The sequence below is a fragment of the Pseudomonas sp. SWRI179 genome (genome assembly GCF_014268705.1).
GTDB lineage: Bacteria > Pseudomonadota > Gammaproteobacteria > Pseudomonadales > Pseudomonadaceae > Aquipseudomonas > Aquipseudomonas zanjanensis.
This window is the reverse complement of record NZ_JABWRA010000015.1, coordinates 16,672-32,128: the sequence shown is the minus strand read 5'-3', so window position 1 is coordinate 32,128 and position 15,457 is coordinate 16,672. Positions and strand designations below refer to the sequence as shown.

Here is a 15,457-nt window from a genome sequence, read left to right as displayed (position 1 = left end):
CACCATGAGCGAATTCGACCTGGGCCGTCGCCGTGTGATGCAAGCCGTAGGCGCTGGTTTATTGCTGCCCGGGCTAGCCCCGGCGGTGATCGCTTCGGTCAAGGACCGGCCGGTGCTGACCGAAGGCGTGCAGTCCGGCGATTTGCAGGGCGACCGGGCGATGATCTGGAGCCGCAGCGACCGTCCGGCGCGGATGGTGGTGGAATGGGACACCCGCAGCAAGTTCAGCAATCCCCGCCGCTTCGTCTCACCCATGGTCGATGCCCGCAGCGATTTCACCGCTCGGGTCGAACTCACCGGGCTGCCCCGCGACCAGGCGATTTTCTACCGGGTGCATTTCGAAGATGCCCAGAGCGGCGTCGCCAGCGAACCCTGGCTCGGCCACCTGCGCAGCGTGCCGCAGTTCAAGCGCGACATCCGGTTTGTCTGGAGCGGTGACACGGTCGGCCAGGGTTTCGGCATCAACCCGGACATCGGCGGCATGCGCATCTACGAAGCCATGCGCCTGCGCCTGCCGGATTTCTTTATCCACAGTGGCGACACCATCTACGCCGACGGCCCGGTGCCCGCGCAGGTGACCACGGAGGGCGGTCGCATCTGGCGCAACCTCACCACCGAAGCCAAGAGCAAGGTCGCCGAAACCCTGGATGAATATCGTGGCAACTATCGTTACAACCTGATGGACGAAAACGTCCGCCGTTTCAACGCCGAGGTGCCGCAAATCTGGCAGTGGGACGACCATGAGGTGGTCAACAACTGGTCGCCGGGCAAGCAACTGGACGAGCGCTACCAGACCAAGGATATCCACAGCCTCGTGGGCCGTGCGCGCCAGGCCTGGCTGGAATACGCGCCGATGCGCCGGCAGAAGGCCGACGGCGGCGGACGCATCTACCGCAAGCTCGGTTACGGGCCGCTGCTGGATGTGTTCGTGCTGGACATGCGCAGCTACCGCGAAGCCAACGACGCCAACCTCGGCGCGGCCAAACCGTTCCTGGGGCGTGAGCAGTTGAATTGGCTCAAGCGCGAGTTGAAGCAGTCCCGGGCCCAGTGGAAAGTCATCGCCGCCGACATGCCCATCGGCCTCGGTGTGCCGGACGGCGAGGTCAGCCCCGGCGTGCCACGCTGGGAAGCGGTCGCCAATGGTGACCCGGGCGCGGCCCAAGGGCGCGAAGTGGAAATCGCCGAACTGCTCGGTTACCTGCGCAAGCATCAGGTGCGCAACTATGTCTGGCTCACCGCCGACGTTCACTATTGCGCCGCCCATCACTACCACCCTGAACAGGCCGCGTTCCAGGATTTCGAACCGTTCTGGGAGTTCGTCGCCGGGCCATTGAACGCCGGCAGCTTCGGGCCCAACGCCCTGGACAAGACCTTCGGCCCGGAGGTGGTGTTCCAGAAAGCCCCTGCGACCCAGAACACTTCGCCATTCGCCGGGTATCAGTTCTTTGGCGAGGTGAACATCGACGGGCAGAGCGGGGAAATGGGCGTGGTGTTGCGGGATCTGGAGGGCGTGGCGGTGTTCGAGAAGAAGTTGCAGCCGGTGTGAACCAAGGATCACAGAGTTCCCCTGTGGGAGCGGGCTTGCTCGCGAAGGCGGTGTGTCAGTTGGCAGACGTGTTGTCTGACACGCCGCCTTCGCGAGCAAGCCCGCTCCCACAGGATGTTGTGTGTTCTTGAAGTTTGTCAGTAAACATCCCGCCGATACCGCCCCTGCTCGATCAGCCGTTCCACGGCCTCGCGCCCCAGCACGCTGTTGAGCACGTGGTCCACGCCGGAGGCCATGCCCTGCAGGCTGCCGCAGACATAGATCACCGCACCGTCGGCCAGCCATTGCTTGAGCAGCGCGGCCGATTCCAGCAGGCGGTCCTGGACGTAGATCTTCTGCTTCTGATCCCGGGAGAACGCCAGGTCCAGGCGTTCCAGGTCGCCGGAGGTCACCCATTCCTGCAGCTCATCACGGCAGTGGAAATCGTGCTCGCGATTGCGCTCGCCAAACAGCAGCCAGTTGCGCTGCATGCCTTCGGTGACGCGGGCCTTGAGCAGGCTGCGCAGACCCGCCAGGCCGGTGCCGTTGCCCAGCAGGATCATCGGCACGCCCTGGGCCGGTAGGTGGAAGCTGCTGTTGCGGCGCAGTCGCAGGCTGATGGCGCTGCCCAGCGCTGCGTGCTCGGTCAACCAGCCGGAACCGACGCCCAGGCTGCCGTCGGGGTGGCGTTCCTGGCGCACGATCAGCTCCAGCACGCCGTCGGCCGGGATCGAGGCGATGGAATATTCGCGTATCGCCAGCGGTGCCAGCGCATCCACCAGGGCCTGGGCATGCAGGCCGACCAGATGGGCGCGGTTTTCCGGCAACTGGCGGGTCGCCAGGGCCTGGTCGAGGCTCTGGGACAGGTCATCGACCTGCACGCGCGCGTGGCCGGCGAGGCCGAGGCCATCGAGGAAATGTTCGATGGCCGACAGGTCATTGCGCGGCAGGATTTCCACCAGGTCACCGGCCAGCCAACTGCTCGGCCCGGGAGCGGTGAGGCCTAGCAGGTACACGCCCGAGCCGCTGCTGTCGGGGTTGAGCAGGGTGCGTTGGCTCAGCGTCCAGTTTTCGAAGCGGGGGGCCTGCCAGGTCTGCGCGGGCGCGTGTCCGGTCAGTTCGGCCAGTTGTTGTTGCCAGTGACGCAGGGCGTAAGGGTCGCCACTGTCGACTTCCACCGGCGCGAACAGGGTCTTGCCGCCGTGTTCCGCCAGCCAGGCGTGCAGTCGCCGGGCGAAGCCGCAGAAATGTTCATATTGACGGTCGCCCAGGCCCAGCACCGAATACTGCAGGCGCTCCAGGCTCAAGGCTTGGCCCAAGACCTTGCGTTCGAAGCCGCGGGCGCTGTCCGGGCCTTCGCCGTCGCCGAAGGTGCTGACGACAAACAGCGCGTGGGTGGCGTTGTTCAGGTCTTGCTCACGCACACCGGCCAGTGGCTGGACGTTCACGGGCAAGCCGGCGGCCTGGAGTTGGCCGGCGGTCTGCCAGGCCAGTCGCTCGGCGAAACCGCTTTGGCTGGCGAAACCGATCAGCCAGGCCGGCGCATCGGTCGGGTTGGCGCTCAGGGCCTGGCGGGCGTTTCTGGCCTGGCGCTGCTTGCGGCGACGGTCCAGGTACAGCAACCAGCCGGTGATGAAGAACAGCGGCATGGTCAGCGCGGCCACGGTGACCAGGATCCGCCCGACCAAGCCGAAATAGCTACCGATATGCAGGGCATAGACGCTGGTGAGCAACTGTGCCTTGAGGCTCTTGTCGCTGTAGCGGCTGTGCCGGCTGACGACGCCAGTGGCCGGGTCGAGGATGAGCTGGTTCAGTGCCCGGTCGTGGGGCGAACTTTCCAGCAGATAGAACACGGTCGCCGGTTGCCCGGCCACCGGCGGCATGCGCACGTTGTAGGCGGACAGGCCCGGGCCGGCGGCGCTGTAGATGCTGCTCCACATCGCCCGGTAATCAGCCATGGGAAGCGGACCGCTCGGCGCAGGGCCGCGATTGCGCACCCGTTCCTCTTCCGGCGAATCGGAGAGCAGGCGGGTCACGCCTTTGTTGTACCACTCGTAGGACCAGGTCAGTCCGGTGAGTGCCGCCAGCAAATAGAACACCAGGCACCAGGTGCCCGCCACCGAGTGCAGGTCCCAATTGAAGCCGCGGCCTTTTTTTCGCCAATCGAGGGTCAGCCAGGCGCGCCAGTTTTTCCACTGGCGCGGCCAGCGCAGGTACAACCCGGACAGGCAGAAGAACACCAGGATCAGCGTGCAGGCGCCGGTGATCTGCCGACCCACGTCGTCCAGGGTCAGGACGCGGTGCAGCCTGAGCATCAGGCCGAAGAAATCCTGGCCGGTCACCTCACCCATGAACTGTGCGGTGTAGGGGTTGAAATAGCGCATGGCGCCGCGCTTTTCCCCGGGGGGCGCGGCGAAGATCACCCGTGCGGCGTTGCCGCTGTCGGTCTCGACCCAGAGCATGGCGACGGTCTTACCGGCGGCGGCTTCGATCTGTTCCACCAGTTCGGCGGGCGGCAGGACGCCGGCCGGCTGTTTCGCCACCGTCAGCACCTGCGGGTTCAAGGCCCGCAGGATTTCATCCTGGAACGACACCACCGCCCCGGTAACGCCCATCAACGCCAGGACCAGCCCGGCACTGATGCCGAAAAACCAGTGCAACTGGAACAGGGTTTTCTTCAACACGTCGCCTGCCTTGTTCATTTACTGTTCATCACGGCGTGCATTATGCCGTGTGTTATCGAGAAGCATTCATAAACACACCTAAAAGCCTCGATCATTTGCATGAACGGGCAGGCGACGAAATCCTGTGGGAGCGAGCCTGCTCGCGAAGAGGCCGGTACATCCAACATCTTCGCCGACTGGAACACCGCATTCGCGAGCAAGCTCGCTCCCACATTGGATTTTCAGCAGACACAAAACCCATGTGCACCCAATCCCCCCCTGTGGGAGCGAGCCTGCTCGCGAAGAGGCCGGTACATCCAACATCTTCGCCGACTGGGAGATCGCCTTCGCGAGCAGGCTCGCTCCCACGATTGGAGCGGAGTGCGACCGGAAAAAAAACGGCGCCTTCCATTTCTGAAAAGCGCCGTTTTTTATTACGCAACAGGGCAAGCGCTACGAGCTCAAACGCCCAAGCACATCACACGTAAAACGATTTCAGCGGCGGAAAGCCATTGAATTCCACCGCGCTATAGCTGGTGGTATAGGCCCCGGTCGACAGCCAATACAGGCGATCACCAATGGCCAGGTTCAACGGCAACCCGTACTTGTAGTTCTCATACATGATGTCGGCGCTGTCGCAAGTCGGGCCAGCGATGACCACTTCTTCCATCTCGCCTTTCTTCTCGGTCCAGATCGGGAACTTGATGGCTTCGTCCATGGTTTCGATCAGGCCGGAGAACTTGCCCACATCCGTGTACACCCAACGCTCGACAGCGGTACGGGACTTGCGCGCCACCAGCACCACTTCGCTGACCAGGATACCGGCGTTGGCGATCAACGAACGGCCCGGCTCCAGGATGATTTCCGGCAGGTCGTCACCGAAGTCTTCCTTCAGGAAGCGGATGATTTCCTCGGCGTAGGTTTCCAGGCTGTTGGTGCGGGTGATGTAGTTGGCCGGAAAGCCGCCACCCATGTTGATCAGCTTCAGGACGATGCCGTCTTCTTCTTTCAAACGCTCGAAGATCACCTTGACCTTGGCGATGGCCGCGTCCCAGACGCTGATGTCGCGCTGTTGCGAGCCGACGTGGAACGAAATGCCGTACGGCACCAGGCCCAGGTCGCGGGCCAGGATCAGCAGGTCCATGGCCATGTCGGTCTGGCAGCCGAACTTGCGCGACAACGGCCAGTCAGCGGTGGTCGAGCCTTCGGTGAGAATCCGCACATAGACCTTCGAGCCCGGCGCGGCCTTGGCGATGTTGCGCAGGTCGGCTTCGGAGTCGGTGGCGTACAGGCGTACACCCTTCTCGTAGAAGTAGCGAATGTCCTTGGATTTCTTGATGGTGTTGCCGTAGCTGATCTGCTCCGGGCCGACGCCACGGCTCATGACCTTGTCCAGCTCATAGATCGAGGCGATGTCGAAGTTCGAGCCTTTCCCCTTGAGCAGGTCGATGATTTCCACCGCCGGGTTGGCCTTGACGGCGTAGTAGACCTTGGCGAACTCGAAACCGGCGCGCAGGTCGTCATAGGCCTGGGAGATCATCGCGGTGTCGATCACCACGAACGGGGTTTCCTGCTTGTCGGCGAACGCTTTCATTTTCTGGAAAGTTTCGCGCGCGAAATAATCTTCGACCTGGATCGACATACTTGGGACTCCTACTGGCAAACATCAGGATCAATGGGTTTGAGGGCAAGCAGCCCTCGTGAACGTCCTCCGTATCCCCACTTTGGTTCGCCTACTTCCCAAGGCATGTCGCCGAAAGCAAAAAGGCCATGGGATGCATGATTCCCTTGGCCTTGCTGTCTCGTCGTCAGTACTTGAGCCGGATGGATCGTTTCCAGCATGGACGTTCGGCGCGAACTTTAGGGCGTGAGGGGCCTGAGATCAACTAAAAATGTCGCGTTTTTGCACGTCTCCGTCGTGCGGCCCGCGACAGCTCATGATGTAACCGACCGGTGTGACAGGTTGATGTTCCCCCGGATTGGTATTCGAGCCTGCTCGATATGGCTTTTGCCTTTGTGGCGAGGGAGCTTGCTCCCGCTTGAGTGCGAAGCGCTCATCGCTTTTTTGGGGCCGCTGCGCGACCCAGCGGGAGCAAGCTCCCTCGCCACAATGGCAGTCGCCGTTGACTAGGCTGAGGCAGTCTCGGCCGGCGAGACAATGCTGGTCTTGCCCCCGCGCGAACGCCCCGAGCTCAGGTACTCGGCAATCGATTCCTGGGTCACTTCGCCAAGGAACACCCGCTCGGCGTCCAGCACCGGCAGCCACGAGCGGTTGAACTCGTACATGCGCGACAGCAGGATCCGCAGGTGTTCGTCGTAGGCGGCGGTGGCGTTGAATTCCCGCAGGTATTGTCCGCACGTGCCGGTCTGGCGGTGCAGGTCGCGACGGCGGACGTAACCCAGGGCCTTGTTCTCGGCACAGGTGACCACCACGTAGCGCCGGTCGTGTTCGTCCATCAGTTCCAACGCCTCGGCCACCGGCGTCTCGGGGCTGACCGACGGGGCGTTGTCCGCCGCGTCTTCGGCCTTGACCAGCAACAGCCGCTTGAGCGTGCTGTCCTGACCGACGAAGTTGCTGACGAACTCGTCGGCCGGATGCGCCAGCAGCGTGTCCGGGTGATCGCATTGCACCAGCTTGCCGGCGCGGAAGATCGCGATCTTGTCCCCCAGCTTGATGGCCTCGTCGATGTCGTGGCTGACCATGATCACGGTCTTGTTCAGCGCCCGTTGCATCTCGAAGAACTCGTTCTGGATCATCTCTCGGTTGATCGGGTCGACCGCGCCGAACGGTTCATCCATCAGCAGCAGCGGCGCATCGGCCGCCAGGGCGCGGATCACGCCGATTCGTTGTTGCTGGCCGCCGGACAACTCCCGGGGATAGCGATGCAGGTATTGCTTGGGTTCGAGCTTGATCATGCTCATCAATTCGCGGGCGCGGTCGTGGCATTTCTGCTTGTCCCAGCCGAGCAGGCGCGGAACCACGGTGATGTTTTCCTCGATGGTCATGTTCGGGAACAGGCCGATCTGCTGGATCACGTAGCCGATGTTGCGGCGCAGGGTCACTTCGTCGAGGCCGGTGGTGTCTTCGCCGTTGATCAAGACCTTGCCCGAGGTCGGCGGGATCAGCCGGTTGATCATCTTCAGCGTGGTGCTCTTGCCACAGCCCGACGGCCCGAGGAATACGCAGATCTCGCCTTCGTTGACGGTCAGGTTCACCGAGTCCACGGCTTTTACATCCTTGCCGTTGCTCTTGAAGGTTTTGCTGAGGTTTTGAAGTTCGATCATTTGAGAAGTCCTTTAGGAGTCAGCGAGCGTTGCAGCCATTGCAGGAGCAGGTCGGCGAAGATGGCCAGGAGGCTGACCAGCACGGCGCCGACGATCAGCATCGACATATCGCTGCGGCTGATGGAAGCGAGGATGAGCACGCCCAGGCCACCGGCGCCGATGGTGGCGGCGATGGTCATGACGCCGATGTTCATCACCACGGCGGTGCGCACGCCGGCCAGGATCACCGGCACGGCGATGGGCAGTTCGACCATGCGCAGGCGCTGGCCGAAGGTCATGCCGATGCCGCGGGCGGCTTCACGGATGCCCGGTTCGACGCCGGTCAGGGCCAGGTAGGTGTTGCGCATGATCGGCAACAGCGAATAGAGAAACACCGCGGTGATCGCCGGCATTGGCCCCAGGCCTTGGCCGAACTTGGAGTAGAACGGCAAGAGTAGGCCGAACAGCGCGATTGACGGGATCGTCAGCAGCACCGTGGCGCTGGCTTGCAGAGGGCCGGCAAGCGCCGGGAAACGGGTCATGAAAATGCCCAGTGGCACACCGATGACAATCGCCAGGGTCACGGCGATGCCCACCAGGGTGATGTGCTGCCAGGTCAGGTGCAGCACCAGCGGCCAGTCCAGATGGGAAAAGGCGTCAAGAAAATCCATGGCTTTTCCTCCAGGTCATTGGGTTGAGAGCAGCGAATGCTGGCGCAGGAAATCGGCGGCGACGGCCGAGGGGCTTTCGTGATCGACGTCCACCCGGGCGTTGAGCTGGCGCATGGTTGCGTCATCAAACAGCTCGGCCAGCGGCTTGAGCTGCGCGGCCAGCTGCGGGTGCGCGTCGAGGAATGCCTGGCGCACCACCGGCGCGGCGGTGTAGTCGGGGAAGTAATGCTTGTCGTCTTCCAGCAGCTTCAATTTGAACGCATTCAGGCGCCCGTCGGTGGTGTAGACCAGGCCGGCGAAGACTTGGCTGTTGCGCAGGGCGGTATAAACCAGGCCCGCGTCCATCTGCCGAATGTTCTTGCGGGTCAGGTTCATGTCGTACTGTTCGACCATGCCGGCCAGACCGTCGGAGCGATTGGCGAACTCGGTGTCCAGGGCCACCAGATGGTTCTCGTCGGCCTCGGCCTGCAAAACGGTGTTCAACTGGCTGATGGAGTTGATCTGCGGGTACTTCTTCGCGACTTTTTCCGGCAGGGCCAAGGCGTAGGTGTTGCTGAATTTCGACGGTGCGAGCCAGACCAGGCCTTTTTTCGCGTCGAGTTCTTTCACCCGAGCGTAGGACTGGGCGCTGTCGAGTTTCTCGGTGACATGGTTGTAGGCCACCAATGACACGCCGGTGTATTCCCACAGAAGGTCCAACTGCCCGGTTTCATGGGCGCTGCGGGCCAGGTTGCTGCCCAGGCCGCCGGTAATCTGCGCGTCGTAGCCTTTGCTGCGCAGGTATTGGGCGGTGATTTCCGCCAGCAAGGTCTGCTCGGTGAATACGCGGGCGCCGAGGCGGATCAGCGGTTTTTCTGCGGCTTGGGCAAAACCTGCGAACAGCAACAGGCAGCCCAGGATCAAGCTCAACTTCTTCATAACGATTCCTTTATCCAGCCAGGCTCAGGACGGGCGCAAGCCACGTTCCAGCCAGAAGCGGCTGGCGAGTGTCACCAGACCGTCGAGCAGCAATGCCAGCAGCGCCGTGCAAGCGGCGCCGAGCAACAATTGCGGCTGGTTGTTCAAGGCAATGCCGGGGAAGATCAGGCTGCCGAGGCTGTTGGCACCGATCAGGAAAGCCAGCGGGGCGGTGCCGACGTTGATCGCCAACGCTACGCGCACGCCACCGACGATGATCGGCACGGCGTTGGGCAACTCGACTTTCCACAGCACCTGGCGCGGGGTCATGCCGATGCCGACGGCGGCTTCCTTGAGGGAGCCCTGGACGTTTTTCAGGCCTTCATAGGTGTTGCGTACGATGGGCAACAGCGAGGCGAGGAACAGGGCGAAGATGGCGGGCCCGCTGCCGATGCCCAGGATGCCGAGGGCGATGGCCAGCACAGCCAGGGGCGGCACGGTATTGCCGATGTTGAACACTTGCATGAAGCGTTCGGCGCGCCCGACCATGCCGGGGCGGCTAAGGGCGATGCCGGCGGGGATGCCGACCATCAGGGCCGCCAACATGGAAGCCAGTACAAGCATCAGGTGCGCTTGCAGGTAGAACAGCAGATCGTCGCGGTAGCGTTGGATCGTATCGATGCCGATCCAGTGGACCAACAGGGCCAGGAGGGCGACGACGACCGCACCCCCCATAAGCCCTTTGCCATAGCGGATAGCCACAGGCGGACTCCTTTGTCTTTCAGTCGGCGCACGCCTCCCCGGGCGGCAAACCATCACGGATTGCCGGGAAAACGTTCGCGAGAAGCAGCTCTTTTCGAGGCCGGTAAAACGACCGTCGAAGCGAGCCATGAGCGCAGCCTCGTCAGGCTAACTTGCTGATTTTTCAGGCCCTGACGGTTGCTCGTATCAGGGGGGTGGACGTCTCCACCGGGCAAAAGGTTCCCATGCGGGACAGCATTTGGCCACCCCGGATATGCTCAACGGTTCGGTTCCTGGCACAAGTTGAGCTATAGTTTCTGCCCTTTTTTGAGTCACCTGCCAGGCGGTTTCCCGTGATAAAACAGGCCGTATGGAATCACTCTTAACGGCTCAAAGCACGCCAATATGAAAGAGTTGCGTTTCAAGGCTGATAACGGGGTCTGGCGTGTGGCCTTCGCGTTCGATCCAGAAAGGAAAGCCGTCCTGCTGATTGGTGATGACAAGTCAGGCGGAAGCCAGAAGAAGTTCTATAAGGACTTGATCAAGACAGCAGATGTCCGCTTTGACCGACACCTGAGCACACTGAAGAAAGGGTAAGGCAATGGCTAAGTCAATTGACGAGATTATGAAAGGGCTTCCCGCAGCCCGTCGACAAAAGATCGAACAGCGCGGCGCGGAGCTCATTGCAGAACAGATGACCCTGCAGGAACTGCGCAAGGAGCTGAATCTCACGCAGGAGACTATGGCGGGTCTTCTCCACATGAAGCAAGGCAATGTCTCTAAAGTGGAGAAGCGTACCGACATGCTGCTCTCTACGCTGCGCGAATACGTTGAGGCTATGGGAGGGACACTGGAATTGGTTGCCCGGCTTCCCGGTCGTGGCCCCGTGAAGCTGGAAGGTCTTCGTGATTTGAACGCGGACTACAAGTAAGAAAAAAGGCCATCCAGACGGATGGCCTTTTGGTTTTCCAGTCAACCTCTTTCGGCGAGTGCGCAGTTCCAGCCAAGCGCTATCGGGCATCGTACCGAGCACTCCCGTCCGCCCTTTGTTACAATGCGCGGTTCCCTGTACTGGCCTGTGCAATCGGCCAAAAGCAAATTTTTCAGTGTGTGCATAACAGCATGCACAATCGAGATTTTGAACGATGTCCGACAGCAAAATTGTCAATGAAGTCAATGCCAGACGCACGTTTGCCATTATTTCCCACCCCGATGCCGGTAAGACCACCATCACCGAAAAGCTCTTGCTGATGGGCAAGGCGATTGCGGTGGCCGGCACGGTGAAATCCCGCAAGTCCGATCGCCATGCCACCTCCGACTGGATGGAAATGGAAAAACAACGGGGTATTTCCATTACCACGTCGGTCATGCAGTTCCCGTATCGCGAGCACATGATCAACCTGCTCGACACCCCGGGCCACGAAGACTTCTCCGAAGACACCTACCGCACCCTGACCGCGGTGGACTCGGCCTTGATGGTCCTCGACGGCGGCAAGGGCGTCGAGCCACGGACCATTGCGCTGATGGACGTCTGCCGTCTGCGGGACACGCCGATCGTCAGCTTCATCAACAAACTCGACCGTGACATCCGCGACCCCATCGAATTGCTCGACGAGATCGAAGCGGTCCTGAAGATCAAGGCCGCGCCGATCACCTGGCCGATCGGTTGCTATCGCGACTTCAAAGGCGTGTACCACCTGGCCGACGACTACATCATCGTCTACACCGCCGGTCACGGGCACGAGCGCACCGAAACCAAGATCATCGAGAAGCTCGATTCCGACGAGGCCCGCGCGCACCTGGGCGACGAGTACGATCGTTTTGTCGAGCAACTGGAACTGGTGCAGGGCGCCTGCCATGAGTTCAACCAGCAGGAATTCCTCGACGGTCAATTGACCCCGGTGTTCTTCGGGACCGCCCTGGGCAACTTCGGCGTGGACCATGTGCTCGACGCCGTGGTCGACTGGGCCCCGCGTCCGCTGGCCCGTGTCGCCAACGAACGCACCGTGGAGCCGGTGGAAGAGAAGTTCGCCGGCTTCGTGTTCAAGATCCAGGCGAACATGGACCCCAAGCACCGCGACCGCATCGCCTTCATGCGCATCTGCTCCGGCAAATACGAAAAAGGCATGAAGATGCGCCACGTGCGCACCGGCAAGGACGTGCGCATCGGCGACGCCCTGACGTTCTTCTCCTCGGAGCGCGAGCAACTGGAAGAGGCCTTCGCCGGTGACATCATCGGCCTGCACAACCACGGCACTATCCAGATCGGCGACACCTTCACCGAAGGCGAAGCCCTGGGCTTCACCGGCATCCCGCACTTTGCCCCGGAACTGTTCCGCCGCGTGCGCCTGAAGGACCCGCTCAAGTCCAAGCAACTGCGCCAAGGTTTGCAGCAACTGGCCGAAGAAGGCGCCACCCAGGTGTTCTTCCCGGAGCGCAGCAACGACATCATCCTCGGCGCCGTTGGTGTGCTGCAGTTCGACGTCGTCGCCAGTCGCTTGAAAGAGGAATACAAGGTCGAGTGCTCCTATGAGCCGATTACCGTGTATTCGGCGCGTTGGGTCGAATGCGGCGACAAGAAGAAGCTCGAGGAATTCTCCAACAAGGCTGTGGAAAACCTTGCGCTGGATGGCGGTGGACATTTGACCTACCTGGCGCCGACACGGGTCAACCTGGCGCTGATGGAAGAGCGCTGGCCGGACGTGAAATTCCGTGCGACGCGTGAGCATCACTAAACATCAAGTGTGACCCATTGTGGGTGCGAGCTTGCTCGCGAAAGCGGTGGGTCGGCTTGCCTGGATGTTGGATGTGCTGGCCTCTTCGCGAGCAGGCTCGCTCCCACACTGGATCTTCAGTGGGCAAGAAACTTGTGTCCGGCACTGTTTCCTCTGTGGGAGCAAAGCTTGCTCGCGATAGCGGTGGGTCGGCTTGCCAGGATGTTGGATGTGCCGGCCCCTTCGCGAGCAATTCAGAGCACAGAAAATTTGTGTTTGGCGCAGATCCCTCTGTGGGAGCGAGCCTGCTCGCGATAGCGGTGGGTCGGCTTGCCTGGATGTTGAATGTGCCGACGTCATCGCGAGCAAGCTAGCTTCCCACAGGGATTTGCGTGGTTAGTTGGTTTGGAGATAAGTCTTATTCGAAATCAATCTGTAGAACGGCGGCATTTCTGGCTCTTCCGGGGCGTCTTATCTGGTGAACCGAGCTATTCATATATAGGTTCTCTTGAGCGCCGTCGGGCTCTGCTTTACCCGCAAAGAAGGAATTGGGCTATGAATAAGCTGCTGCGCATGATGTTTTTGCTAAAGGTATTGGTGATGCTTTCCTTAGGCTCTACGGCTGCGTGGGCCGAGTGCGATGAGCATGAAAAACATGCATCGAGCGGATCGGTGGTGCAGGGCGAGTTGATGCTTGCCGCGACCGATGCGGATGCAGGCGATCCGGATGATGGCGAGGATGATGATGGTTCGCCAATCGACACGCCGGATGACGATGAGGATGCAGAGGGCGATAGCCAGACGTAGATATCCAACATGAAAAAACCTCCAGCCTTGATCGGACTGGAGGTTTTTTATTGCCCGTGGCGAGGGAGCTTGCTCCCGCTGGGGCGCGTAGCGGCCCTTTTTGGGACTGCTGCGCCCGAAGCGTCGGACCGGTCCAGCGGGAGCAAGCTCCCTCGCCACAAGTGCTTTTCTGCCTTAAGTGCTTTGCTGCCTTTTAGCCTTTTAGCCTTTTAGCCTTTTAGCCTTACGCCGCGCCGTCGAGGAACCGCTCGGCGTAGTGACACGCCACCAGCCGGTTATCCAACGGGCGCAACGCCGGTTCTTCAGTCTTGCAACGCTCGGTCGCGTACGGGCAGCGCTTGTGGAAGGCGCAGCCGGACGGCGGGTTGAGCGGGTTGGGCAGTTCGCCGACGATCTTGATCTTCGGCTTGTTCGGGTCCGGGTGGATGGTCGGGGTGGCCGACAGCAGCGCCTGGGTGTACGGGTGCAGCGGGCGGCTGTAGATGGACTCGTTGGGGCCCATTTCCACTGGGCGGCCGAGGTACATCACCATCACGTCGTCAGCCACATGCTGCACCACCGCCAGGTTGTGGGAAATGAACACGTAGGCGGTGTTGAACTCCTGCTGCAAATCCATGAATAGGTTCAGCACCTGGGCCTGGATCGACACGTCCAGCGCCGACGTTGGCTCATCCGCCACCAGCACCTTGGGTTGCAGCATCATGGCGCGGGCCAGGGCGATGCGCTGGCGCTGGCCGCCGGAGAACATGTGCGGGTAGCGCTGGTAATGCTCGGGACGCAAGCCCACCTGCTTCATCATCGCCTGGACTTTCTCGCGCCGCTCGGTGGCCGACAGGTTGGTGTTGATGAGCAGTGGCTCGGCCAGTTGATCACCGATTTTCTGCCGCGGGTTGAGGGACGCGTAAGGGCTCTGGAAGACCATCTGCACGTCTTTGCGCAGTTGCTTGCGTTCGGCCTTGTTGGCGCCGGCCACTTCCTGGCCAGCGATTTTCAAGGAGCCGGCGGACGGCTCTTCGATCAGCGTCAGGGCCCGGGCGAGGGTGGATTTGCCGCAACCGGATTCACCCACCACGGCCAGGGTCTTGCCGGCTTCCAGTTCGAATGACACGCCGTTGAGGGCGCGCACGGTCGCATGGCCCTTGAACATGCCACGGGACACTTCGTAATGACGGGTCAGGTCACGGGCGGTAAGTACGACGGCCATCACGCCACCTCCTGGTTCAACGGGTAGAAGCAGCGGGCGAGGCTGTTGGATTTCGGATCGAGGGCCGGACGTTGTTGACGGCAGTTGTCCTGCACGTACGGGCAGCGCGGCGACAGCAGGCAGCCTTGCGGACGGTCGTAGCGACCGGGGACGATGCCGGGCAAGGTCGCCAGGCGCTCGGCGCCCATGCTGTGCTCCGGAATCGCCGCCAGCAGCGCTTCGCTGTATGGATGGGCGGGAATGTCGAACAGCTGCGGCACCTGGCCCACTTCCACGGCTTGGCCGGCGTACATCACGCACACGCGCTGGGCGGTTTCAGCGACGACGGCCAAGTCGTGAGTGATCAGCACCAGGCCCATGTTCTGCTCTTTTTGCAGGGCCAGCAGCAGGTCCATGATCTGCGCCTGGATGGTCACGTCCAGGGCGGTGGTCGGTTCGTCGGCGATCAACAGTTTCGGCTCGCCGGCAATCGCCATGGCAATCGCCACGCGCTGGCTCATGCCGCCGGACAGTTGATGCGGGTAGGCGTCCATACGGCTGGCGGCGCCGGGGATCTCGACTTTTTCCAGCAGCTCGATGGCGCGCTTGCGGGCGGCCTTGCCGGACATATTCAAGTGCAGGCGCAGCACTTCTTCGATCTGGAAACCCACGGTGTAGCTGGGGTTGAGCGCGGTCATCGGGTCCTGGAAAACCATCGCCAGGTCCTTGCCGACGATCTGCCGACGCTGGCGGTTGCTCAGCTTGAGCATGTTCTTGCCGTCGAAGTTCAGCGCATCGGCGGTGACGATGCCAGGGTGCTCGATCAGCCCCATCAGCGCCATCATGGTCACGGATTTACCCGAGCCCGATTCGCCGACGATCGCCAGGACTTCGCCTTTGTCTACGCTCAAGTCGAGGCCGTCGACCACCGGCACGGCGGTGGCGTCGCCGAAGCGGACGTTGAGATTCTTGATTTCTAGCAGTGACATGGG

Annotated in this window: 13 protein-coding genes; 5 read left to right on the top strand and 8 right to left on the bottom strand. The window is 61.7% G+C overall.

Going from position 1 to position 15,457, the window contains the following annotated elements:
- The first annotated feature begins 4 nt into the window (after window positions 1-4).
- Window positions 5-1,546: an alkaline phosphatase D family protein gene (locus tag HU767_RS10820; protein WP_186706000.1), complete on the top strand. Its 1,542-nt coding sequence runs from the start codon at window positions 5-7 to the stop codon at window positions 1,544-1,546.
- 137 nt (window positions 1,547-1,683) lie between these two features.
- Here the strand turns inward: HU767_RS10820 and HU767_RS10815 are convergent, their stop codons facing one another.
- From HU767_RS10815 to HU767_RS10790, 6 genes are all read right to left on the bottom strand, one after another.
- Entirely contained in the window at window positions 1,684-4,209 is a 2,526-nt protein-coding gene (locus HU767_RS10815) for a PepSY domain-containing protein (RefSeq protein WP_186729543.1), read from the bottom strand.
- A 457-nt stretch (window positions 4,210-4,666) separates the two neighbouring features.
- Window positions 4,667-5,830, bottom strand: a complete 1,164-nt coding sequence (locus HU767_RS10810; RefSeq protein WP_186706001.1) for a type III PLP-dependent enzyme — start codon at window positions 5,828-5,830, stop codon at window positions 4,667-4,669.
- Between the two features lie 485 nt (window positions 5,831-6,315).
- Window positions 6,316-7,473 carry an ABC transporter ATP-binding protein gene (locus HU767_RS10805; RefSeq protein ID WP_186729514.1) on the bottom strand — a complete coding sequence of 386 codons (1,158 nt, stop codon included), beginning with the start codon at window positions 7,471-7,473 and terminating at the stop codon, window positions 6,316-6,318.
- The gene (locus tag HU767_RS10800) at window positions 7,470-8,123 is read right to left on the bottom strand and encodes an ABC transporter permease (RefSeq protein ID WP_030139812.1); all 654 of its coding nucleotides are present in this window, start codon (window positions 8,121-8,123) and stop codon (window positions 7,470-7,472) included. The genes HU767_RS10805 and HU767_RS10800 overlap by 4 nt, the downstream gene beginning before the upstream one ends.
- Window positions 8,124-8,138: 15 nt before the next feature.
- Entirely contained in the window at window positions 8,139-9,041 is a 903-nt protein-coding gene (locus tag HU767_RS10795; protein WP_186729513.1) for a glycine betaine ABC transporter substrate-binding protein, read from the bottom strand.
- A gap of 24 nt (window positions 9,042-9,065) precedes the next feature.
- Window positions 9,066-9,755 (bottom strand): ABC transporter permease, encoded by a 690-nt coding sequence (locus HU767_RS10790; protein ID WP_186729542.1) that lies wholly within the window; start codon window positions 9,753-9,755, stop codon window positions 9,066-9,068.
- A gap of 381 nt (window positions 9,756-10,136) precedes the next feature.
- Here HU767_RS10790 and HU767_RS10785 point away from each other — a divergent pair, with 381 nt between their 5' ends.
- The 4 genes from HU767_RS10785 (at window position 10,137) to HU767_RS10770 (ending at window position 13,282) form a co-directional block, all read left to right on the top strand.
- Complete coding sequence (locus HU767_RS10785) at window positions 10,137-10,358, top strand: type II toxin-antitoxin system RelE/ParE family toxin (RefSeq protein ID WP_346343464.1); 222 nt, start codon at window positions 10,137-10,139, stop codon at window positions 10,356-10,358.
- Window positions 10,359-10,362: 4 nt separating this feature from the next.
- Entirely contained in the window at window positions 10,363-10,692 is a 330-nt protein-coding gene (locus HU767_RS10780; RefSeq protein ID WP_186729511.1) for an XRE family transcriptional regulator, read from the top strand.
- A gap of 214 nt (window positions 10,693-10,906) precedes the next feature.
- Window positions 10,907-12,496 (top strand): peptide chain release factor 3, encoded by a 1,590-nt coding sequence (locus tag HU767_RS10775; RefSeq protein WP_186729510.1) that lies wholly within the window; start codon window positions 10,907-10,909, stop codon window positions 12,494-12,496.
- Window positions 12,497-13,030: 534 nt separating this feature from the next.
- On the top strand, window positions 13,031-13,282 hold the full coding sequence (locus HU767_RS10770; RefSeq protein ID WP_186729509.1) for a hypothetical protein: 252 nt from the start codon (window positions 13,031-13,033) through the stop codon (window positions 13,280-13,282).
- Between the two features lie 223 nt (window positions 13,283-13,505).
- Here HU767_RS10770 and HU767_RS10765 read toward each other — a convergent pair whose 3' ends face one another.
- Together HU767_RS10765 and HU767_RS10760 are read right to left on the bottom strand one after the other, a co-directional pair.
- Entirely contained in the window at window positions 13,506-14,486 is a 981-nt protein-coding gene (locus HU767_RS10765; RefSeq protein ID WP_030139820.1) for a peptide ABC transporter ATP-binding protein, read from the bottom strand.
- The gene (locus HU767_RS10760; protein WP_186729508.1) at window positions 14,486-15,454 is read right to left on the bottom strand and encodes an ABC transporter ATP-binding protein; all 969 of its coding nucleotides are present in this window, start codon (window positions 15,452-15,454) and stop codon (window positions 14,486-14,488) included. The genes HU767_RS10765 and HU767_RS10760 overlap by 1 nt, the downstream gene beginning before the upstream one ends.
- Between the last annotated feature and the right edge of the window lie 3 nt (window positions 15,455-15,457).